Here is a 19,209-nt window from a genome sequence, read left to right on the forward strand (position 1 = left end):
TCACTTATAGTCAGGGAGGAAATCTTACAAATCAGAGGAGACTTTATACATATGAAAAAGTTTGTGTTAGCACTACTCACGCTCTGCCTCACGGTCGTTCTCGCTGCTTGCGGAGAGTCGGACGAGACGAGCGACTCGAACGAGTCGGCAGAAACAGCGACGCGCACGGTCAAGCACGCCATGGGCACGGCTGAAGTACCAGTCGAACCGAAACGTGTCGTCGTCTTGACGAACGAAGGGACCGAGGCGCTCATCGCCCTCGGCGTCGAACAAGTCGGTGCCGTCAAATCATGGAACGGTAACCCATGGTATCCCCACATCGAGTCAGAGATGACAGATGTGACTGAAGTCGGGACGGAGAGCGAGGTCAACCTCGAAGCAATCGCGAAACTCGAGCCGGACCTCATCATCGGGACGAAACTCCGCCAAGAGAACATTTACGACAAGTTGAACGCCATCGCGCCGACGGTCATGTCGGAGACGCTCAAAGGCGACTGGCAAGAAAACTTCGCACTTTATGCGAACGCCCTCAACCTTGAGGACAAAGGGAACGACGTCTTGGCTGACTACGAGCAGCACGTCGAAGATACAAAAGCCGAGCTCGGCGACGCTGTGAACAAAGAGCTTTCGGTCGTACGCTTCCTTCCTGGCGCGTCACGCATCTACTTCACGGACAGCTTCTCAGGCGTCATCTTGGGTGATGTCGGCATCAAACGCCCGGCGTCACAAGACCGCACCGAGTTCGCTGAAGAGATCACGATGGAACGCATCCCAGAGATGGACGGCGACCATATCGTCTACTTCACGTACGGTGGAGCGGATGGATCGAAGACAGCCGAAGAGTGGCAGTCGAACCAGCTTTGGAAAGACCTCGACGCCGTCAAAGCCGGCGAAGTGACCGAAGTGAGCGACGACACATGGAACACATCGGGTGGCGTCTTGTCAGCCAACGAAGTGCTCGACGAACTCGTCAATATTTTAAAGTGAAGCAGACATATTACTACTCACATAAAAAAGTCATGGTTCAGTTCATATTTTCTGAGCCATGACTTTTTTGTTATGAGCTTTTACTTAATATTATTTCTTTTTCTCTAAGACTTTCGTTAACGGATAAATTCCGATACTTTGAACAATCAGAGATATGAGAATGACCGCGAAAGATAAAGACACCAATACACCGTCTTGACCGGTCACCTCCTCTTCTAGCCAAAGAAGGAGCGCTACCGACATGGAACCTTTGACGCCAGCCCATGTAATGAGCGTAATCGTGATCATATCAGGTCGAAATTCATGTCTCCAGGCGGGGACTGCATAAATTGATCCGCAAAGCATGATGAAACGTGTCAACAAAGAAAGCACAAAAATGACGAGCGCCAACCCCCACTGCGAGAAGAACAAATAATCCGCAGATTGGATACCGATCAATAGGAACAAAATCGATAATAACGTAGGTGTGACAATATTCCAAAAGCCGTCCAACGATTTCCTGATTCCATGTTCACCATTTGTTTTCTCGATTTCGTAGGATAATAGGATTCCAGTTACGACAGTCGCCAATACTCCGGAGACGCCGATGATCTCCGCCACATAAAATCCTCCGTAAGCCGTCACAATACTGAGCATGATTTTGTACTCTTTATGGTGCGTAAAATGAATGATTTTACTAAGCACCCACCCAAACAATAAACCAATCGCCACTCCTCCGAGTGAGACGAGAACAAATTCTTCAGCGAACGTCGCAAAAGAAAACTGCTCGCCAGTTTGAAACATCGACAAAAAAATTGTAAACAGCACGATGCTAGTTCCATCGTTCACCATCGACTCACCTTCGACGACGTCAGCAATTTGTTCAATGTCTGAGCTCTCTTTAAGGATAGACGTCACAGAAACCGGGTCGGTCGGAATTAAAATTGCCGCAAGCAGCAATGAGGCCGTAAATGAAAAAGAGCCAAACCACTGGCTCACCCAGTAGATGGATATGCCTAGCAGTAACGCTGTCACCATCAATCCGATTGTACTTAACGTAGTGATGATCCCCCAATTGTCTTTCAGTTGTTTTAAAGGAAACTGATAAGCAGCCGTAAAAAGAAGAGCTGGAAGAAAAATATCGAACACGACCTGCTTGGACAGATGAAGCGAAGAAAAGTATGGAATAAAGGATAAGACCAATCCAATGAGCACAAGCACCACTGGAACAGGGAAGAACTTTTTCTTCAAATCCATTGTGTAAATGACATATCCGATTAACAGCAATAGTAAGATTTGGTGTGCCATCAATTGATTTCTCCTCTCTACTGAAATATAGATTGCTGTAGTCTTTATTCCTCTCAGTTTGATAAATAAACAATCTAGATAATCGGGAGGAGGAATCATCGTTGTCTGTGTATCCGATGACTTATTATTTATGGTAAAATTTTCATATCACAGTTGAGATAGGAGCCATGCTCATGCAACGTCCGCTTCGAAAATCTGCCACGAACCGCTCGCTCTTTGGTGTCTGCGGCGGCATCGCTGAATACTTCGACCTGTCACCGCTCGGCGTTCGTCTGCTCTTCCTGATCGTGCCGGGGAACTTTCTCATCTATATGATCCTTGCCAACTCGATGAAGGATGCTCCACGCTATCTATAAAAAAACTCGGAAGCCACGGCTCCCGAGTTTTTTTATGCGTTGACTTTGTCTTTCATCGCCGCGAGCGCCCCGCTGTTGATGAAGTGCCATGGCTTGTTGTAGTGCGGTTGGAAGAAGAAGTCGACATAGGCGAGCTCTTCGACCGTCATCTCGTTTTGGATGGCGAGCGACAACGTGTTGACCGCTTGCGTCATGTCCGCTTTCGAGAGGACTTGTCCTCCGACGACGCGGTGTGTGCCGACTTCATAGACGAGTTTGAACTGGACCAGTTCCGCTGTCGGCATGAACTCCGGACGGTACGCATCTTCAATCACGACGCTCTCGACGTCAAGACCGAACAGGCCGGCCGCTTCTTCTGTGAGACCTGACGAAGCGATGTTCCAATCGTAGAGACGGAGACCTGACGTCCCTTGCGTTCCTTGATAACGGACCCGCGGTGCAATCAAGTTCTCTGCGACGAGCGTTCCCATGCGGACGGCGTTCGTCGCGAGCGGGATGTAGGCATGTGTGCGCGCCGGGTTGTAATAGACGGCACAGCTGTCACCAGCCGCGAAGACGTCCGGGTTGCTAGTGCGCATATACTCGTCGACGATGATGGCGCCGTTGCCGAGCATGTCGACTTGGCCTTGAAGGAGTCCCGTGTTCGGGCGGAAGCCGACACAGAGGATGACGAGGTCAGCCTCGAACTCACCTTTATCGGTCACGACGTGCGTGACGTTTCCATCTGTCCCGCGGAACGCTTCGACCGTCTGGCCGAGCTCGAGGTCGATGCCACGTGACGTCATGTCCGCTTCAAGTTGATCCGTGAACGACTTGTCGAGGTACTTGTTCAAGATGCGGTCGGCACTATCGATGAACGTGACGTGTTTACCGTACACTTCGAACGCTTCGACGAGCTCGACACCGATATAGCCGGCACCGATGACGGCGATGTTCGTCGCATCTTTCGCCCGCTCGATGATGCGTTGGGCGTGGCCATAGTTTTTGCAGAGCTCAATCCCAGTCATCTCGATGCCAGGGAGCGTCGGGACGATCGGCCATGAACCAGTTGTGACGATCAAACGGTCGAACGTGTCATAGACGTCTTCTCCCGTGTCGAGGTTTTTCGCAAGGACCGTCTTCGCTTCCGTGTCGATGTTCAACACGTCGTGCTTCATGCGCATCGTCGCGCCGAGTTCTTCGAGTTCGGTCGGTGACGCGTAGAAGAGCTCTTCCGCACGTTTGACGACACCACCGACGTGGAGGGCGATCCCACACGAGAGGAAGCTGACGTTGTCGTTGCGCTCATACACCGTGATGTCGAGATTGTCGTGCTTGGCGAGTAATCCTTTGACTGCTGCTGTTCCTGCGTGTGTACATCCGATGACTGCGATTTTCATATGGTTGTCTCTCCTTTGAGTGTTAGGTAAGTTAGTGTTTGTGATAAATATCACATTTACTTTCTGAACTTAGTGTACTATTTCACAAGAAGGTTTGACAATCCCTTTGCTCACTTTTTCACGTAATTATGTCTAAAGTTTGAACTCCATGCGTGACAACAAAAAAACCGTCCCGCAACCGGAACGGTTCACTTATGAGTTTGTGGTGCGTCGCCCTTTGACCCAGTGATAGATAACGACGCCGATATAAGTGAGGAGACCGATCACATACAGACTAATGCCGATCAAAATCCAGCCCAGCGCGTCCCAACCGCGGACGAAGACGAGTCCGATGATACACGATACGTATCCCACGAGAAGCAACGTTAACGAGAAGACGAGTCTCCGCTTGAATCGCGATTTCAAAAAGTTTAGCACGGCAATCAACAAAATTGTCGTCAACACGCCGATGATGATGAGTTCATCCCGATAGTACTCCCAAGCCATCGCTTCTCCCCCTGACCTATGTTCGATTGGCTCCATCGTATCACGGCTTTCCCCTGTTCCCCATCTCTAAAAAAAGCCATCCGCATCATCGCGAATGGCTTCTCAGTTAACGAACATAAATCGTCTTCGTCACGCTTCGGCCTTTTGGCGTCACGAGACGGAGTGTCAATTTCGTTCCTTTCTTTTGTGGGGTGAAACTGAGCGTTGTCGACGTCGACGTCACCGTCTTCTTCGCGAGCACCGTCGACCCCCGCGTGAGCGTCAATGTGCCGTACGCGACGTTCGATGTCGCCTTCAGTGTCTTCGATGCGCTCGATGGAATCGTCGTCGCGAGCGTCGGTGTCGGTCCAGTCGTCACCTTCACCGTCTGCGCATGTCGGAACGTCCCGCTTTGGCTCGTCAACGAGAGCGTCGTATTGACCGGTTGACGGGTGAAGCGGAGCGTCACCCGACCGGTGCTGCTCGCTTTTGCAGTAGCCAATACTTTCGAACCGTTCTTCAACGTGACCGTGCTATTCGGGATCACGTACCCGACCCAGAGTGACTTCTCATCGTTGATCGAGAGCGTCGACAGCGACGTTTTCGGCAACTGGATCGAGACGTCACGCGATTTCGAGCCGACCGATGCTTTGACGCGAACTCGATCCCCCGGTTTGGCGGGGACGGTGTAACGTGTCGTCGATAGGCGTTTGGCCGAGACGAGTTTGTCATTTACATAGAAGCGCACTGTCGCCGTGCTCGTCTTTTTGATTGAGAGTGTCGCTTGTGTCTTCGTCATCAACGTGTCCGTCACACTGAGCGTCGGAGTGAACGCACGGACCGTCTTTGTGAGTTCATACGTCGCATCGCCGCTCGAACGTGTGACGAGAATGACATCCCCTTCTTTCAATGGGGTATCGAACGTGTACGGCATGACGCGTGTTGTCGCCACATGCGTACCGTTTCGATAGATGCGATAAGCCTGATCGGTACTCGATGTGATGTTGATGGATTTGTCATACATTAACGGTGTCCGAGTCCACGAAAAGACAGGCGGTTCCACTCTTGTCTCCACGGTTGTGAGCCGGAACGCTGAAGCGGGTGCTTCTTTTAATTTGAAGTAGACTTTTGTTCCGATGTCTACAGGCATCGTATTAAACTCTTTAATCGAAATGAGTCCGTCTTCATCTGCCTGCTCATTCGAAATTTCGTAGTATTTCCCACTGCGAATCAACACATCCACTGCGGCGTTCGGCGTCGTTTTCAATGTGACACCTGAAGTGACCGTTTTCGTCAGAACCGAGATACCATTTGATGAAGTATCGTCACTTTCTTTGACCGTCTGAAGTTCAATCGGATCGGCGTAAACACCTGACCCACTACCGATTTTCACAGTCACACGCGATCCAGGTGTGAACCACCGCGCCGGTTGCCACGTATAGCGCCCCGACTCATCCGATTGGACCGTCGCCGATTGATAGTTCAACAATGAATCCGATGAGTTCGATTGATACAAGTTTTTCGTCACACTGACAAACACCGGCGTGTTCGGTGCCGTCTTCCCGCTGATCGGGCCTAAGACACCGGTTGGCGGGTCGAGCGTGAGCGGCACATAGTTCGATGCCCATAAGTCTAACCGGCGCTCAAAATCGTTCCACTTAAAAATCATGTCATACGACTCATTCGTCTGTAACGTCAGTTTCCCTTGCTCCCAAACGAACGGGTCGTCTTGATAGGCTAAACGTGCCGTCAGCTCAGTCGCTGGAATCGGTAAGGCCGTACCATCGACGAGCGTGGCCGTTCCGTTGACGTCATATGGACGACCTACCTCATAGCGATTCGTCGTTTTCGGCACATTGACATTCAGTTGCCATGGTGCTTTCCATAAAGACTCCGGCGTGTACACTTCCGTCTTCTTCATACCAAAGACGTACCAAGGACCGTGTTGTCGAATGTCAGCATCATCAATCGGTGCCTCTTTCCACTCATTCGTGCTGACGTTATAACTGACATAGAATGTCGTATACATTTCTCGCGTCATGAAGTAGTAGGTGCCATCTTTCCACGTAAGATTACTTACGTTTGCTGCATCTTTCTCAATCCATCGTTTCGTCGCCAAATCGAAAATAAACATGTGCTCCGAGTCATCACTTTTGATCACGAACCATTGATTCGCTTCTTTCATGTGACGGGCCCACCTCACCTGTCCTGAATAGGAACTGATTGTCTCAAGCACCTCTCCTGTAACCGTCCGCTTCGTCACTTGACCGTCGGCGAACGCGAGGACGTTCCCATCATCGAGCAGACTGTATACCTGATCGCTGCCTTTCGTGAGCGATCCGAGAATATCACCTGACATCGATGTGATGATATACTTTTCGTCATCAGCCCATAACATCATTCCTGTTGTTACATTCGTTGAGACGAGTCGATTCTCACTTCCTGCTTCGATTGGGAATGTCGTCGCTTCATTCGTACGTATATCCCACATCACCCACTCCGGCCATCCTTTTAACATAAATCGGCCGTCTCCGATGGCATACATATTATAAGCAGCAGACACGCGAATCGGTAACGTATATTCCTCACCGGTCTGAATGTGAACAAGCGTCTCCGGATCTCCCGAACGCCACACATACCCACTATCTCCTACGACTTCTCCTGCCGGAATGATTTCCGGTTTGGCATAGTCCTCTGCTCGGACTTCAACTCCCGGTGCTACCATCATGACGAGCACCACGAGCATGCTCCATAACCACTTGTTCATTACTCTCCTCATTTCTGTTTATGAATGCATAACTTTCAAAAATAATCCATTTTTTGATTTAACCCTCCTAATTTTAAGTTGTTTTTTCAAAATTGAATAGCCCTAAAATCAAAAAAACACCACGTCGCATGACATGGTGTTTACTTCTCATTCATTTGTTTCATCAAATCCATCTGTTCTTTCACCATCGCCTCTTTCTCACGTCGGAGCACACCCCGGTACGTGATGCGGGAAATCGATAAACTGATCTCATACAAGAAGAAGAGCGGCAGTGACACCATGAGGTGCGACGTCAAATCCGGCGGCGTAATGAATGCCGCGACGACGAACAAGGCGAAGTAGGCGTACTTCCGGATCGATGACAGGAAGTACGGTGTCACGACACCGATGCGCGTCAAGAACATCGTCACGACCGGCAACTGGAACAACAGTCCGAATGGGATGGTCAGTTGCAGCAAGAACGTGAAGTAGTTCGACGCCCCGATGATTTGCGTCAGACCAAGGTCTTGCCCGAGGTCCGTCGAAATATCGAGGACGAGCGGGAACAACCAATAGTAGGCAAACGCCAAACCGACGAGGAACAAGATAAAGATGATCGGAATATAAGCGAGCGTCGCTTTCCGCTCGTTCGGATGCAGACCAGGTGCGACAAACGCCCACAGTTGATACAGTAGAAACGGACCAGCCGCGACGAGCCCGATGACGAGCGCCAAGTTCAAGTAAATCATGAGCGGGTCCGCGACCCCAAAGGCGTTCAGTTCAAGGCCTCGTTCGACGAGGTCGGCCTGGAGATAGGCGAGCACATATTTGACACTCGGCAAAGCAATCAAAAAGAAGGCAAAGACGACAAATGCCGACAGCATCAGTCGTCTCCGCAGCTCTGTCAAGTGGTCGGACAGTGCCCGTTCTTGATCAGGTTGATGGCTCATCGCTTACTGCTCTTTCTTCTCAATTTCTTTCTTGTCTTTCTCGTCATGCTCGTTCATCATGCCACTCGTGGCGTTTTTGAACTCACGGAGCGTCTGTCCGGCGGCACGGCCGAACTCAGGCAATTTCTTCGGCCCGAAGATGATGAGCGCGATAATCGCGATGACAAACAGACTTGCTCCGCCTGGAATACCGACGACGAGTGACGATAATAGTAATTCCATTATTGATGGACCCCCTCAGCAGATGGATAGTGTTGCATAAAGTAAATGAGCGACTGGAGTTCGATCGACAAGTCGATATGATGGACGCGGACCGTATCCGGCACAGTGAGGCGAGCCGGTGTAAAGTTCAAGATGCCTTTGATGCCGAAGCGGACCAAGTCATCCGCGACAGGCTGTGCATAGGCAGACGGCACCGTCAAAATGGCGACGTCAATCTTGTTTTGCTTCATGATCTGTTCCATCTCATCGACGTGATGAATCGGGACACCGGACATCGTCGTGCCGACTTTTGTCTCGTCTGCGTCGAACCCGACGACGATATGTGTGTTATTGTTTTTAAGGAAGTTATAGTTGACGAAAGCTGTCCCGAGATGACCAACCCCGACCAAGGCGACGTTCGTAATCTCGTCCTGATTCAGTGTCTTACGGAAAAAGTCTAACAGATACTGTACGTTATAGCCATATCCCTTTTTACCGAGCGCACCGAAGTACGAGAAATCGCGACGGATCGTGGCCGAATCGACCTTGACCGCCTCACTCAGTTCAGCAGAAGAGACACGCTGTTTTCCTGATGAATGCAGGCTTTGGATAAACCGATAGTATAGTGGCAACCGTTTGGCTGTCGCTTGCGGAATCTTTGGTTCGTTTTGACTCAACGGAAAGAGCCTCCTTTTTACGACGCGTTTCAAACGAATCTAATTTCATACACCTTGATTGTAAACGAATTCACATAACCACTCAACGAATATACCTGAAAAGACTAAAAAATACAGTATACTAAATAGAGAGAAAGGGGTTTTTTCACTTGATCCTACTGCAAGTCAATAACTTATCGAAATCATTCGGCGTCGAGCCGATTTTAGAGAACGTCAAACTCGAAATCCAAGAAGGCGAACGCGTCGCCCTCGTCGGCCGGAATGGCGCCGGCAAGTCGACACTGCTCAAAGTCATCGCCGGGGAATATAACTATGACTCAGGCGACATCATGAAGCCAAAAGATGTGACAATCGGCTATCTCGCCCAAGATTCAGGACTTGAATCGAACGAGACGATTTGGAACGAGATGCTCACCGTCTTCACCGATTTAATTGAACAGGAAAAAACGCTCCGTCGCATGGAACAAGACATGGGATCTGAGCGCATCTTGAACGACCCGGCCGCCTATGAGCGCCTGCTGTCGTCTTATGATGAAGAACAGCATACGTTCAAAGACCGCGGCGGCTATCAATACGAGGCGACGATCCGCTCCGTCCTTCACGGGATGCGTTTCTATCCGGACGACTTCGAGCGCCGCATCGATACGCTCTCCGGCGGACAACGGACCCGCCTCGCCCTCGCGAAGATGCTCCTTCAAAGTCCAGACCTGCTCATCTTGGATGAGCCGACGAACCATTTGGACATCGAGACGCTCGGCTGGCTCGAGAAGTATTTGAGCGGTTATAAAGGCGCCGTCCTCATCGTCTCCCACGACCGTTATTTCCTCGACCGGGTCGTCTCGGTCGTCTATGAGCTGTCTCGCCACCGGAGCCGTCGCTTCGTCGGCAACTACACGAAGTACCTTGAACAGAAGGCCGCGATCTATGAGCAAGAGAAGAAGCAGTTCGAGTCCCAGCAAGAAGAAATCGCCAAGATGCAGGACTTCATCCAGCGTAACATCGCCCGGGCGACGACGACGAAGCGGGCCCAGAGCGTCCGCAAACGTCTCGAGAAAGTCGACCGGATGGAAGCGCCGGACGGTGACGAGCGCAGTGCCGTCCTCTCGTTCGCAATCAAACGCCAAAGCGGGAACGACGTGTTGAGCGGCAGCGACCTCGCCATCGGTTATGAGGAACCGATCGCCCAGCATCTCCGCTTCCAACTGCAGCGCGGTGAATCGGTCGCTCTCGTCGGTCCGAACGGGGTCGGTAAGTCGACGCTTTTGAAAGTGTTGACGAAACAACAGCCGGCGCTCACCGGTGACATCCGCTACGGTACCGGCGTCGAGATCGGCTATTACGATCAGGAGCAACAGAACTTGTCGGACGCCAACCGCGTCATCGACGAGATTTGGAACGACTGGCCGCTCATGCGCGAACAAGAAGTCCGCAGCCTGCTCGGTCAGTTCCTGTTCAGCGGTGACGACGTGATGAAGCGCGTCCATGAACTGTCGGGTGGAGAGCGGGCCCGCTTGACGCTCGCGAAACTGAAGCTCGAACAGCCGAACTTGCTCATCTTGGATGAGCCGACGAACCACTTGGACCTCGACTCGAAGATGATCCTCGAGAACGCCCTCGTCGACTACCCGGGCACGATCTTGTTCGTGTCGCACGACCGCTACTTCATCGACCGGCTCGCGACGCGCGTCTTGGAGATCACACCGAACGGCATCGACGAATACCTCGGCGATTACTCGTATTACGTCGAGAAGAAAGAAGAACTCGAAGAACTGGCCCGACTCGCTCGTGAAGAGACGAAACAAGTCATCGTCAAGAAACAGCGCGCCGACAAGGAACAGCAACGCGAGGAACGCCGGATGAAACAACGGATCGAGGAGATCGAGCTCACCATCGAGCAACACGAGGCCCGTATCGAAGAGATTGAGCAACTGTTGTGTGAACCGGACGTCTTCAACGACTTCGCTCGGGCACAGGAACTGTCGACCGAGTCCGATGCGACGAAAGAATCGATCACGGCACTGTATGCAGAATGGGAGGAGCTCCATTCATGATGCGATTCCGTGCGATGCGAATCGAGTGGATGCACGCCTTCCTGACTGGTCTCGCCTACATCGTGCCGACCGGGACGGAGTACGTATCCGAACTGATTCGTGGGGAACCGACCGTCGTCCCGTCGTTCCTGTTTTATTTCCTGCCGGTCGTCATCGGCTTCATCATCCAGACGTGGAGCGGGATTGTCATCAGCTTGTTGAGCGGTCTACTCATGAGCACGCTCTTTATCCGCCTCGTCGTCTGGCCGGTCGATGTGACCGTGCACAGCTTTTACACGCCCGGCTCGGTATGGGGCCACTTCTATCAGTCGACGCTCCTCATGTGGGTGCTCGCTTTGATCGTCTATGTCGTGAGCCGAGTGAATATGTGGTATAAACAAAAGAAACATCATCCAGAAGTATAAAAACAGGGAAGCCGCTCTCCATGATGGAGGTCAGCTTCCCTGTTTTACGTTTAGAAATAACGCAGCGGTTGGAACCCGCGCGTGTGGAAGTCAAGCTTGATGCCGTCTTCCGTGATGAAGAAGACGTACTCGTTCGTATCGACGTCACGGACGAACACTTTGTAGAATGTGAGCGCCTCTTCGTCGTTCGTCACATATTTTGCCTCATGCGTCGAGATGACTTGGGCGAACAGTTGCTCTTCGTCAAACTCGTTGACAATGTCCTCGAACTTCGCCGCCTCTTCTTCGGTCGCTTCTCGTCCCGGTGCGATTTGATAATACGCATCGCTCGCTTTCGGTTGAATGCCGAGGTTGCGGTCGACGACGATGACGCTTTCGATGTCTTGATCGTCTAAGCTCTTATAGCCGTACAACGTCTCGACGAGCGTGTTCTCACCCGTAACCCGGCCGATGCCTTCGAGCGATTCCGCTCCCGTGAGCGACCGGACGCGTGTCGCTTCCGGCACGATTTCTTCTTGATAGGCGATATTATAAGCGCGGATGATTTCCCGTACTTGCAAAAACGTCGCGACGACGAGCAGTACGACGAGACCTCCAATGATTATGCGTTTCATCATCTGTATATTTCCCCCTAGACTGTCATGCTCTCTTCTAAGGATAACCCAGGAACCGCATTCATCGCCAGTGTATCGCGCTTTCCGCGCACATACGCGTGATGTGCCGCGACTCCAATCATACCGGCGTTGTCTCCGCATAGATCAAGTGGTGGGATGACGAGGCGGATGCCTTCGCGGTCCGTCGCTTCTTTGAGTGCAGCGCGGAGTCCACGGTTGGCTGCGACGCCACCTGCGACGAGCAATTGCTTCGCTCCTTTTTCTTTCACGGCACGAATCGCTTTCTCGACGAGCACTTCGACGACACTCGCTTGGAAACTGGCCGCCAAGTTTTCAGGGATGACCGTCTCCCCGCGCTGTTCAGCGTTGTGGACGGCGTTGATGACCGACGACTTGAGCCCGCTGAAGCTGAAATCGAAACTTCCCGCTTCAAGCCGAACCCGTGGGAACTTGTACGTGTCTTCCCCATCGGCTGCGAGACGGTCGATGGCAGGTCCACCTGGGTAAGGAAGACTGAGCGTCCGTGCGACTTTGTCATATGCTTCTCCGGCTGCATCGTCACGTGTCTCCCCAATGACTTCGAACACACCGTGCTCGGGCATATAGACGAGCTCCGTGTGTCCGCCCGAGACGACGAGACAGACGAGCGGGAACTCCATCTCTTCGACGAGTTCGTTCGCATAGATGTGTCCGGCGATATGATGCACGCCGATGAGCGGTTTGCTATGGGCGAAAGCGAGCGCTTTGGCCGCACTGATTCCGACGAGGAGTGCCCCGACAAGACCTGGTCCTTGCGTGACCGCGACGGCGTCGACGTCTTGCATCGTCACACCCGCTTCACTGAGGGCGTCATCGATGACGTAGGTGATCCGTTCGACGTGGTGGCGCGAGGCGACCTCGGGCACAACCCCGCCAAACCGTTTATGACTTTCAATCTGCGACGAGACGACGTTCGATAAAAGCGTCTTACCGTCACGCACGAGCGCGACCGACGTCTCATCACAACTCGACTCAATCGCGAGGATGAGCGATGTGTCCATCTGTTTCACTTCCTAACTTCGCCCAGTAAATATAGGCGTCTTCATTATTGTCTTGATAATATCGTTTCCGGCGTCCGGCATTTTCGAAACCGAACTGTTCGTACAGCTTTTGGGCGCCGATGTTCGAGACGCGCACTTCGAGCGTGAGCGCCGCGAGTGACTTCGAGCGGGCAAATTCAACGAGTTGCGTCAACAGCAGATTGCCGATGCCTTGCCCACGATATTCCGGTAAGACGGCGATGTTCGTGATGTGCCCCTCGTCTACGATTTGCCAAACCCCGACGAAGCCGACCACGCGTCGTTCATGCACAGCGACGAAATAGATCGCTTGGTCATTGCGGAGCATCTCGTTCATGAACGCTTCTTTCGTCCACGGAATAGCGAACGAGGCTTCCTCGACTTTGGTCACTTCTTCGACGTCGAGCCATGTCATGCGCCGGATTTTAATATCAGCCATTGTTTTGTCCCTCGAGCCATTTCGCTTCCGCCTCAGCGAGACGAAGATACTCGGGCTCAAACGCATGGACATCATTCGTGGCCTCACCTAAGGCGACGAGATCGCTCGCACGGCCGTAACTATGCGCGGCCGGTGCTTCGGTATAGTCGTAAGACGCGAGTGCGTCACGGAACGGCTCCACGTCGCCGACGACGACGAATGGTCCGCTGATATTGGCTTCGAGCCAAGCGGCGACCGAGGCGTGACGGTCGGGTGTGACGGCCTCGTTCTGTTGATAATGCCCGATATAGGCATTCCCTCGACGGGCGTCGATGAGCGCGACGACTGGGAGCTCCGTGTTCGGGGCCGCCGCCATAAGACGGAGCGCCGAGACCCCGACGAGCGGGATCTGAAGCGTGTAGGCGAGCGTCTTCGCTGTCGTGACACCGATGCGAATCCCCGTATAAGACCCTGGACCTGTCGTCACGACGATGCGTTCGAGTTCGGTCGGTGTCCATTTGACCGCATTCATCAATTGTTCGATCATCGGCATGAGCGTGACGGCATGGTTTTTCGAGACCATGACCGTCGCCTCGGCTTGAATCTGTCCGTGCTCACTCAAGGCGACAGACAGACGTGTCGTCGACGTGTCAATCATGAGTTGTTTCATGCGAGCACCTCCTTCACGAGTGCATCATACGTGTCGCCGACGGGCGCGAACGTCAACTGACGTTCCTCGTCCCCGACTCGCTCGATTGTGATGGCGAGCCGTTCCGTCGGAAGTGACGACTCGATCAAGTTCGGCCATTCGACGATGGCGACACCATCACCGTTGATGTATTCCTCGAGGCCAATATCGTCCCCCGTGTCTTCGAGACGATAGACGTCCATATGATAGAGCGGCAAGCGCCCTTGGTATTGTTTCATGATGGTGAACGTCGGGCTGTTGACGTTACGCGTGACGCCGAGGCCTTTACCAAAGCCTTGGGTGAACGTCGTCTTGCCGGCACCGAGGTCGCCGTCCAACGTTATGACCGTTCCGGCTTTGACGAGCGTGGCGAGTTTTTCTGCCACCGCCTGCGTTTCGGCCGCAGAATGGGTAATCAATGTATACATGATGTTTCTCCTTTAGTGGTTCTAGCGATACGTACTCATTGTACACTCAATTTTGCGCAAAAAAAAACACGAAACGTCATCGTTTCGCTATCTCATTTAAAAAATTGGTTGCGGGGGCTGGATTTGAACCAACGACCTTCGGGTTATGAGCCCGACGAGCTACCAGACTGCTCCACCCCGCGACGACATATGAAATTAAATAAAAATTGGTTGCGGGGGCCGGATTTGAACCGACGACCTTCGGGTTATGAGCCCGACGAGCTACCAGACTGCTCCACCCCGCGATGGTTTGAATTGTTTCGACATCCTCTATAATAAGTGAAGTAGTTATAAAATGCAACCTTTTTCTAAATGTTTTTTGAGAATTGGAATCGGGAACATGATAAGGAGTGTAACTTACTAGAGAAAAGGGGCGCGACCGTCATGTCGAAATGGGGTAATCGCTTTAAAAAATGGTTCTTTTCCGAACTGGATGCATCCGTCTATTTTCACACCGTACCGTTTCTCCCGAACGAAACCGTCCATGGAACGTTACGCGTGTCGAACACCACTTCACATGTCGTGCGACTGCAGGAGTTGACGCTTAACTTTTTGACGACTTTCAAAGACATCACGCTCGAAGGAAATGAGTTCAACCGCGAGGCCGATCTTCAAGAAGTCCCAATCCCTCTATCGGTCGTCCTCGAACCAGGTGCTGAAGAGCATATCCCGTTCACGTTTGATTTAACGATGTATGCCCCGTCGACAGCGGGCGCTCCGTATAGTGTGGAAGCGACCGTCTGGGACACGGACGGCAAACGGGTTTGGTTCGATGTTGTCGAGAATGTCGAAGTCGAACCGCTCCCCGCTTTGAAACGCTTGTTAGAGGCGACCGAACATGCAGGCCTCGAGCTCATGTTCGTCCGCAACGTCATCGACCCGCTCGGAGAAGAACGGCCGTATCCATTCGTCGAGAAGTATGGGTTTAAGCCGGTCGGCGACTGGGCCGACGAGTTCGAAGTCGTCAAATCGTTCTGGCGCATCGATGAGGATGGGGTCGACGTCTATTACTGGCTCGACAACATCGAGAAGCAACGCACACTTGAGTCGATTGCGAACGACGTCACGTTGCGCCATCGCTCGCTCACGTGGGACCAACTCGAGCGCGAACAAGATCGGCTCGGGATCGGGATCCAAGAAACGTTACGCAGCCACCGCTCATGATGAGCGGTTTTTTTGTGGGCTCCGCTCAATCGTCCAAACATTATCGCTTGTCGAGACGACCGTCTGGAACTTCTCACGATGCGGATGCATGAACAGTTCGTATTGAAACCGACGCTCGTCGTGCGAGGTTTTCAAGTAGCCCAGGTCCATCCCACGCTCTTGGATGTCCCGAACAGAACGACGGGCGAACTCAGTCTCGCTATCCGTATACAAATAGACCGATACATCGAAATAGTGAGGTTCGAGGAAGGCGACACTCATCCCTTCGATGATGGTGACTCGTTTTGCTGGATCGATCCAAGTCCGTTCGAGATACGGGACGTCGATCGTATAAAAGCCGATGCCTTCTCGTACCATCCGGACATCACGCTCGAGTGACAGCAAGTGATGCGCGGAAGGATGACAGGCCGTCATCTTGTAGTGATGCGTTTGACCGTCGACCGTATAGTCGATTATAGCACTCTTCCGTAACATCGAATCCGTGATGTAAGGGTCGGTATTGATATAGTTCACGTCCCCAAGACGCGCGCGTAAAGCATCAGCGAACGTCGTCTTGCCGGCACCTCCGTGTCCCGAAATCCCGATGACCGTATGTCTTTCTTGCCCGACTTCGTCGACGATATAATCGATCAAATCATTCATTTGAATCCCCCTTTTGGTACACTTCATATAGAAAGGAAGTGTACCAATCCCGATGTCCACTTGTCCATTTTGTCATCCACAGCTTGATCCATCACAACGAATCGTTGCCGAGAACGAGACCTGCTACTTTTTAATGCATGATCGTGAACAGGACGTGCTCGTCGGTTCAGGCATCATCGTACCGAAACAACACCGAGCGACGACGTTCGATCTCACGCCTTCGAATGGCATGATACATACAGACTGCTCCACGAAGCGAAGGTGTTCCTCGAAGAGACGTATAGCCCTGACGGCTATACGCTTGGTTGGAACGTCGGAATTGCTTCAAACCAGACCGTGCCCCACGCGCACTTGCATGTCATCCCGCGTTACACGGCAGGTCCCCATGCCGGGAAAGGGTTACGCCATTGGTTGAAACGACCAGAATGACCAAACAGCTCACCGCGTAAGGATGAGCTGTTTTCGTTTCGCTTCTATTTCTTCGAGTTGTCGCTCCAAACGTTCGACTTCTCTTGTCATTTTCTCGATCAGTTTAGCGATTTCTCGATCGAGCCCGTTCACTTTATCCAGTGAATCGTTGATTCGTCCATGCATCGTCCATTCCGAGAAAATATCGTCGAGGAAATAGTCAGCGAACTGGATCAGTGATCCGCGTTCAATCTGTAATCCGCTGACGACGCCTTTCACATCAGCCAACTCCCGCGAGAATCGCTCAAGTGCGGCTTGAAGTTCATGCATCTTCCGCTCCGAGGCATCGATGGCATCATGTTTCATCGCTGTCGCAATCAAACCCCCTCCAAAGAACGTATCATACGTCGACCAGCCTTTTGCACTGTCGAGATGTTTCAGTGTTCTTGAAATGGCAGTCCGCGCTGTATGTCCAGCACTAATGGCTTCTTTATACTCAATGAGCACCTCATTCGTTTCCACTTGCTGCTTCGTGAGCCGATATAGTGTTTCCTTAACTTCAGGATCCTGCTTCAAGTGAGCTTCTTTCTCTTTTACGAACGCTTCCCACTCTGCGTCAATCCCGTTATACGTCTCAAAGGTTTCATATAAATCACGACGTTCAAGCCCTAACTCATCGACCATTGCCTCGTGTTCTCGTAACTTCAATTCGGCCCGGGCCGCCTCTTCTAATTCAATCGTTTTTTGTTCGTTGAATGTTCCCCTGAGTTTACGCCATGCGTTGACGAGCGAGAATGAATCTAAGTCATAGACATCGCGTTGTTCTTTCGTAAACGAATTGAGAAGTTGCTTTCGCACAGCTTCATGTTCGGCAATTTGCTTGTCGAGTGTTTTTAATTTCCGGGCGAGTCGGTCCCGTTCTGCCATCTGTTGTTGTAAGTCGTGTTGGGTTTGGTAGAGATCACTCATAACGTTTCATTCCTCCAGTTTCTTTTCGATAATGTTCTAACAGGTCTTTGACGTGTACCCCATCAATCGTTAAGCCGTCAATCGATGAACCCTCGATCTGGACCCCATCAAGCCGACAGTTTTTCATAATCGTGTTCGTCAGGTTTGTATGGAAGAACGTCGTCGGCCGTCCTGACTCGTACATGGTGACGAATCGATATTGTGAGCCGGAAAGATTCAAGTCGTCGAACTCGGTTTCTCTGAAGTTAATATTGCGGAATTGGCTCCTCGTGAAATTACAATTGCTGGCCCGTAGTTCTGAGACGTTACTATTCGTGATGGCGATTTGACTCGCATCTATTCCATACGCTTGGCACCTTTGATCGAGCGCTCTTCATATCGCAATGTGATTGCTTCATCTACGGGTTGCTTTACTCGTTTGACGAAACAGACCTCTTCGCTTGATTCGAAGACGGATTGGTAACCGACTGCCCGATAAAATGCCACATTGTGGGGTTGGGCTACTGATGTCTCCAACTCCCAAATTCGTACAGTCGGATGAAGCCTCTCGATTGACTGTAGTGCCTGTTTTCCAATCCCTTTACCTTGTCTGTATGGATGAATAAAGATGCGGTCAATCCGTCCGTAATCTTTCCCTGTCAACGTCACGACGGCTCCCCCGACGACTTGTCCTTCATGTTCGATGACATAACACATCAATTGTTCAATCAAATACAAGCTCATCGCCTGGTCATCATAACCCGGTGGTTCAATATTTAAGTCCCGATATGGTAATCGGAGACGATCTGCCTCTTGTTTAAAACTCGCTCGTGAAACCTCAGTGAACGCCTTGTAGTCTGAGACTGTCGCTTCACGGATTTGCATACTTGACTCCCCCTCTTCTGTCTCTTCATACGAGAAGATTAGATGAAAAGTTTCAAAGGAAACGACAAAAAAGGACGACCAAGCATCTGCTTGATCGTCCTTCGCGTTGGCCTAGCAACGTCCTATCCTCACAGGGGGAGACCCCCAACTACTTTCGGCGCTGAAGTACTTAACTTCCGTGTTCGGCATGGGAACGGGTGTGACCACTTCGCTATCGCCACTAGACAATTATTATATTAGCATTATATATCCCGTTTGTCAACACTTTCATAAAAAAAAGAACGACCAAGCATCTGCTTGATCGTCCTTCGCGTTGGCCTGGCAACGTCCTATCCTCACAGGGGGAGACCCCCAACTACTTTCGGCGCTGAAGCGCTTAACTTCCGTGTTCGGCATGGGAACGGGTGTGGCCGC

The 19,209-nt window shown here is 51.7% G+C and carries 21 protein-coding genes, 2 tRNA genes, 2 rRNA genes and 1 pseudogene; 6 read left to right on the plus strand and 20 right to left on the minus strand.

Features of this window, described 5'->3' with window-relative positions:
- Nucleotides 1-51: 51 nt before the first annotated feature.
- Entirely contained in the window at nt 52-987 is a 936-nt protein-coding gene (locus KNP86_RS12545; protein ID WP_214754666.1) for an ABC transporter substrate-binding protein, read from the plus strand.
- Nucleotides 988-1,077: 90 nt separating this feature from the next.
- On the opposite strand, the gene KNP86_RS12550 is transcribed toward KNP86_RS12545, so the two are convergent.
- A complete protein-coding gene (locus KNP86_RS12550; RefSeq protein ID WP_353048179.1) occupies nt 1,078-2,274 on the minus strand; it encodes a cation:proton antiporter in 1,197 nt (398 codons plus the stop codon).
- Nucleotides 2,275-2,447: 173 nt separating this feature from the next.
- On the opposite strand from KNP86_RS12550, the gene KNP86_RS12555 reads away from it, so the two are divergent.
- Complete coding sequence (locus KNP86_RS12555) at nt 2,448-2,630, plus strand: PspC domain-containing protein (RefSeq protein WP_021065378.1); 183 nt, start codon at nt 2,448-2,450, stop codon at nt 2,628-2,630.
- A gap of 32 nt (nt 2,631-2,662) precedes the next feature.
- On the opposite strand, the gene KNP86_RS12560 is transcribed toward KNP86_RS12555, so the two are convergent.
- The 6 genes from KNP86_RS12560 to KNP86_RS12585 form a co-directional block, all read right to left on the minus strand.
- Nucleotides 2,663-4,009 carry an FAD-dependent oxidoreductase gene (locus tag KNP86_RS12560; protein WP_214754670.1) on the minus strand — a complete coding sequence of 449 codons (1,347 nt, stop codon included), beginning with the start codon at nt 4,007-4,009 and terminating at the stop codon, nt 2,663-2,665.
- A gap of 192 nt (nt 4,010-4,201) precedes the next feature.
- Nucleotides 4,202-4,495, minus strand: a complete 294-nt coding sequence (locus KNP86_RS12565; RefSeq protein WP_034781417.1) for a YesK family protein — start codon at nt 4,493-4,495, stop codon at nt 4,202-4,204.
- 106 nt (nt 4,496-4,601) lie between these two features.
- Nucleotides 4,602-7,241 carry a hypothetical protein gene (locus KNP86_RS12570; protein ID WP_214754672.1) on the minus strand — a complete coding sequence of 880 codons (2,640 nt, stop codon included), beginning with the start codon at nt 7,239-7,241 and terminating at the stop codon, nt 4,602-4,604.
- A 140-nt stretch (nt 7,242-7,381) separates the two neighbouring features.
- The gene (tatC, locus tag KNP86_RS12575; RefSeq protein ID WP_034781413.1) at nt 7,382-8,170 is read right to left on the minus strand and encodes a twin-arginine translocase subunit TatC; all 789 of its coding nucleotides are present in this window, start codon (nt 8,168-8,170) and stop codon (nt 7,382-7,384) included.
- 3 nt (nt 8,171-8,173) lie between these two features.
- A complete protein-coding gene (locus tag KNP86_RS12580) occupies nt 8,174-8,392 on the minus strand; it encodes a twin-arginine translocase TatA/TatE family subunit (RefSeq protein ID WP_034781411.1) in 219 nt (72 codons plus the stop codon).
- Nucleotides 8,392-9,048, minus strand: coding sequence for a redox-sensing transcriptional repressor Rex (locus KNP86_RS12585; RefSeq protein ID WP_029596207.1), 657 nt, complete (start codon nt 9,046-9,048; stop codon nt 8,392-8,394). Before KNP86_RS12585 ends, KNP86_RS12580 begins: the two co-directional genes overlap by 1 nt.
- 149 nt (nt 9,049-9,197) lie before the next feature.
- Here KNP86_RS12585 and KNP86_RS12590 point away from each other — a divergent pair, with 149 nt between their 5' ends.
- Both KNP86_RS12590 and KNP86_RS12595 read left to right on the plus strand, forming a co-directional pair.
- On the plus strand, nt 9,198-11,099 hold the full coding sequence (locus KNP86_RS12590) for an ABC-F family ATP-binding cassette domain-containing protein (protein ID WP_214754674.1): 1,902 nt from the start codon (nt 9,198-9,200) through the stop codon (nt 11,097-11,099).
- Nucleotides 11,096-11,503 carry a hypothetical protein gene (locus tag KNP86_RS12595; protein WP_034781408.1) on the plus strand — a complete coding sequence of 136 codons (408 nt, stop codon included), beginning with the start codon at nt 11,096-11,098 and terminating at the stop codon, nt 11,501-11,503. Before KNP86_RS12590 ends, KNP86_RS12595 begins: the two co-directional genes overlap by 4 nt.
- A gap of 50 nt (nt 11,504-11,553) precedes the next feature.
- On the opposite strand, the gene KNP86_RS12600 is transcribed toward KNP86_RS12595, so the two are convergent.
- The 7 genes from KNP86_RS12600 to KNP86_RS12630 all read right to left on the minus strand — a co-directional run bounded on the left by KNP86_RS12600 (nt 11,554) and on the right by KNP86_RS12630 (nt 14,993).
- Entirely contained in the window at nt 11,554-12,120 is a 567-nt protein-coding gene (locus KNP86_RS12600; RefSeq protein ID WP_214754676.1) for a hypothetical protein, read from the minus strand.
- A 14-nt stretch (nt 12,121-12,134) separates the two neighbouring features.
- Nucleotides 12,135-13,157 carry a tRNA (adenosine(37)-N6)-threonylcarbamoyltransferase complex transferase subunit TsaD gene (gene tsaD / locus KNP86_RS12605; RefSeq protein ID WP_034781406.1) on the minus strand — a complete coding sequence of 341 codons (1,023 nt, stop codon included), beginning with the start codon at nt 13,155-13,157 and terminating at the stop codon, nt 12,135-12,137.
- Nucleotides 13,129-13,614, minus strand: a complete 486-nt coding sequence (gene rimI / locus KNP86_RS12610) for a ribosomal protein S18-alanine N-acetyltransferase (protein WP_021065388.1) — start codon at nt 13,612-13,614, stop codon at nt 13,129-13,131. The genes tsaD and rimI overlap by 29 nt, the downstream gene beginning before the upstream one ends.
- Complete coding sequence (tsaB, locus tag KNP86_RS12615; protein ID WP_214754678.1) at nt 13,607-14,263, minus strand: tRNA (adenosine(37)-N6)-threonylcarbamoyltransferase complex dimerization subunit type 1 TsaB; 657 nt, start codon at nt 14,261-14,263, stop codon at nt 13,607-13,609. Before tsaB ends, rimI begins: the two co-directional genes overlap by 8 nt.
- Nucleotides 14,260-14,709 carry a tRNA (adenosine(37)-N6)-threonylcarbamoyltransferase complex ATPase subunit type 1 TsaE gene (tsaE, locus tag KNP86_RS12620; protein ID WP_214754680.1) on the minus strand — a complete coding sequence of 150 codons (450 nt, stop codon included), beginning with the start codon at nt 14,707-14,709 and terminating at the stop codon, nt 14,260-14,262. Before tsaE ends, tsaB begins: the two co-directional genes overlap by 4 nt.
- Before the next feature lie 105 nt (nt 14,710-14,814).
- A tRNA-Met gene (locus KNP86_RS12625) sits at nt 14,815-14,891 on the minus strand.
- 25 nt (nt 14,892-14,916) lie between these two features.
- A tRNA-Met gene (locus KNP86_RS12630) sits at nt 14,917-14,993 on the minus strand.
- A 139-nt stretch (nt 14,994-15,132) separates the two neighbouring features.
- Between KNP86_RS12630 and KNP86_RS12635 the strand changes: the two genes are divergently transcribed.
- Nucleotides 15,133-15,912: a sporulation protein gene (locus KNP86_RS12635; RefSeq protein WP_214754682.1), complete on the plus strand. Its 780-nt coding sequence runs from the start codon at nt 15,133-15,135 to the stop codon at nt 15,910-15,912.
- Here the strand turns inward: KNP86_RS12635 and KNP86_RS12640 are convergent.
- On the minus strand, nt 15,907-16,554 hold the full coding sequence (locus tag KNP86_RS12640) for a uridine kinase family protein (RefSeq protein WP_214754684.1): 648 nt from the start codon (nt 16,552-16,554) through the stop codon (nt 15,907-15,909). The two genes, KNP86_RS12635 and KNP86_RS12640, sit on opposite strands and share 6 nt — an antisense overlap.
- Nucleotides 16,555-16,606: 52 nt before the next feature.
- On the opposite strand from KNP86_RS12640, the pseudogene KNP86_RS12645 reads away from it, so the two are divergent.
- A pseudogene (locus tag KNP86_RS12645) lies at nt 16,607-16,983 on the plus strand (HIT family protein).
- Nucleotides 16,984-16,992: 9 nt separating this feature from the next.
- Here the strand turns inward: KNP86_RS12645 and KNP86_RS12650 are convergent.
- The 5 genes from KNP86_RS12650 to rrf (KNP86_RS12670) all read right to left on the minus strand — a co-directional run.
- Nucleotides 16,993-17,931 carry a coiled-coil domain-containing protein gene (locus KNP86_RS12650; RefSeq protein WP_128124353.1) on the minus strand — a complete coding sequence of 313 codons (939 nt, stop codon included), beginning with the start codon at nt 17,929-17,931 and terminating at the stop codon, nt 16,993-16,995.
- Nucleotides 17,924-18,271, minus strand: coding sequence for a pentapeptide repeat-containing protein (locus tag KNP86_RS12655; RefSeq protein ID WP_214754693.1), 348 nt, complete (start codon nt 18,269-18,271; stop codon nt 17,924-17,926). The genes KNP86_RS12650 and KNP86_RS12655 overlap by 8 nt, the downstream gene beginning before the upstream one ends.
- On the minus strand, nt 18,268-18,795 hold the full coding sequence (locus KNP86_RS12660; protein ID WP_214754687.1) for a GNAT family N-acetyltransferase: 528 nt from the start codon (nt 18,793-18,795) through the stop codon (nt 18,268-18,270). The genes KNP86_RS12655 and KNP86_RS12660 overlap by 4 nt, the downstream gene beginning before the upstream one ends.
- 109 nt (nt 18,796-18,904) lie before the next feature.
- Nucleotides 18,905-19,020: ribosomal RNA gene (gene rrf / locus KNP86_RS12665) — 5S ribosomal RNA — on the minus strand.
- 91 nt (nt 19,021-19,111) lie between these two features.
- A 5S ribosomal RNA gene (gene rrf / locus KNP86_RS12670) occupies nt 19,112-19,209 on the minus strand; the annotation flags it as partial.

The organism is Exiguobacterium sp. s16 (genome assembly GCF_018618115.1).
Taxonomy (GTDB): domain Bacteria; phylum Bacillota; class Bacilli; order Exiguobacteriales; family Exiguobacteriaceae; genus Exiguobacterium; species Exiguobacterium mexicanum_A.

Bases quoted from the DNA above. Each gene is read 5' to 3' on its own strand.
- KNP86_RS12580 (WP_034781411.1), bottom strand. From the start codon at position 8,392: ATGGAATTACTATTATCGTCACTCGTCGTCGGTATTCCAGGCGGAGCA.
- KNP86_RS12560 (WP_214754670.1), bottom strand. From the start codon at position 4,009: ATGAAAATCGCAGTCATCGGATGTACACACGCAGGAACAGCAGCAGTC.
- tsaD (WP_034781406.1), bottom strand. From the start codon at position 13,157: ATGGACACATCGCTCATCCTCGCGATTGAGTCGAGTTGTGATGAGACG.
- KNP86_RS12635 (WP_214754682.1), top strand. From the start codon at position 15,133: ATGTCGAAATGGGGTAATCGCTTTAAAAAATGGTTCTTTTCCGAACTG.
- KNP86_RS12650 (WP_128124353.1), bottom strand. From the start codon at position 17,931: ATGAGTGATCTCTACCAAACCCAACACGACTTACAACAACAGATGGCA.
- KNP86_RS12550 (WP_353048179.1), bottom strand. From the start codon at position 2,274: ATGGCACACCAAATCTTACTATTGCTGTTAATCGGATATGTCATTTAC.
- KNP86_RS12565 (WP_034781417.1), bottom strand. From the start codon at position 4,495: ATGGCTTGGGAGTACTATCGGGATGAACTCATCATCATCGGCGTGTTG.
- KNP86_RS12555 (WP_021065378.1), top strand. From the start codon at position 2,448: ATGCAACGTCCGCTTCGAAAATCTGCCACGAACCGCTCGCTCTTTGGT.
- tsaB (WP_214754678.1), bottom strand. From the start codon at position 14,263: ATGAAACAACTCATGATTGACACGTCGACGACACGTCTGTCTGTCGCC.
- KNP86_RS12660 (WP_214754687.1), bottom strand. From the start codon at position 18,795: ATGCAAATCCGTGAAGCGACAGTCTCAGACTACAAGGCGTTCACTGAG.
- tsaE (WP_214754680.1), bottom strand. From the start codon at position 14,709: ATGTATACATTGATTACCCATTCTGCGGCCGAAACGCAGGCGGTGGCA.
- KNP86_RS12600 (WP_214754676.1), bottom strand. From the start codon at position 12,120: ATGATGAAACGCATAATCATTGGAGGTCTCGTCGTACTGCTCGTCGTC.
- rimI (WP_021065388.1), bottom strand. From the start codon at position 13,614: ATGGCTGATATTAAAATCCGGCGCATGACATGGCTCGACGTCGAAGAA.
- KNP86_RS12595 (WP_034781408.1), top strand. From the start codon at position 11,096: ATGATGCGATTCCGTGCGATGCGAATCGAGTGGATGCACGCCTTCCTG.
- KNP86_RS12640 (WP_214754684.1), bottom strand. From the start codon at position 16,554: ATGAATGATTTGATCGATTATATCGTCGACGAAGTCGGGCAAGAAAGA.
- tatC (WP_034781413.1), bottom strand. From the start codon at position 8,170: ATGAGCCATCAACCTGATCAAGAACGGGCACTGTCCGACCACTTGACA.
- KNP86_RS12545 (WP_214754666.1), top strand. From the start codon at position 52: ATGAAAAAGTTTGTGTTAGCACTACTCACGCTCTGCCTCACGGTCGTT.
- KNP86_RS12570 (WP_214754672.1), bottom strand. From the start codon at position 7,241: ATGAACAAGTGGTTATGGAGCATGCTCGTGGTGCTCGTCATGATGGTA.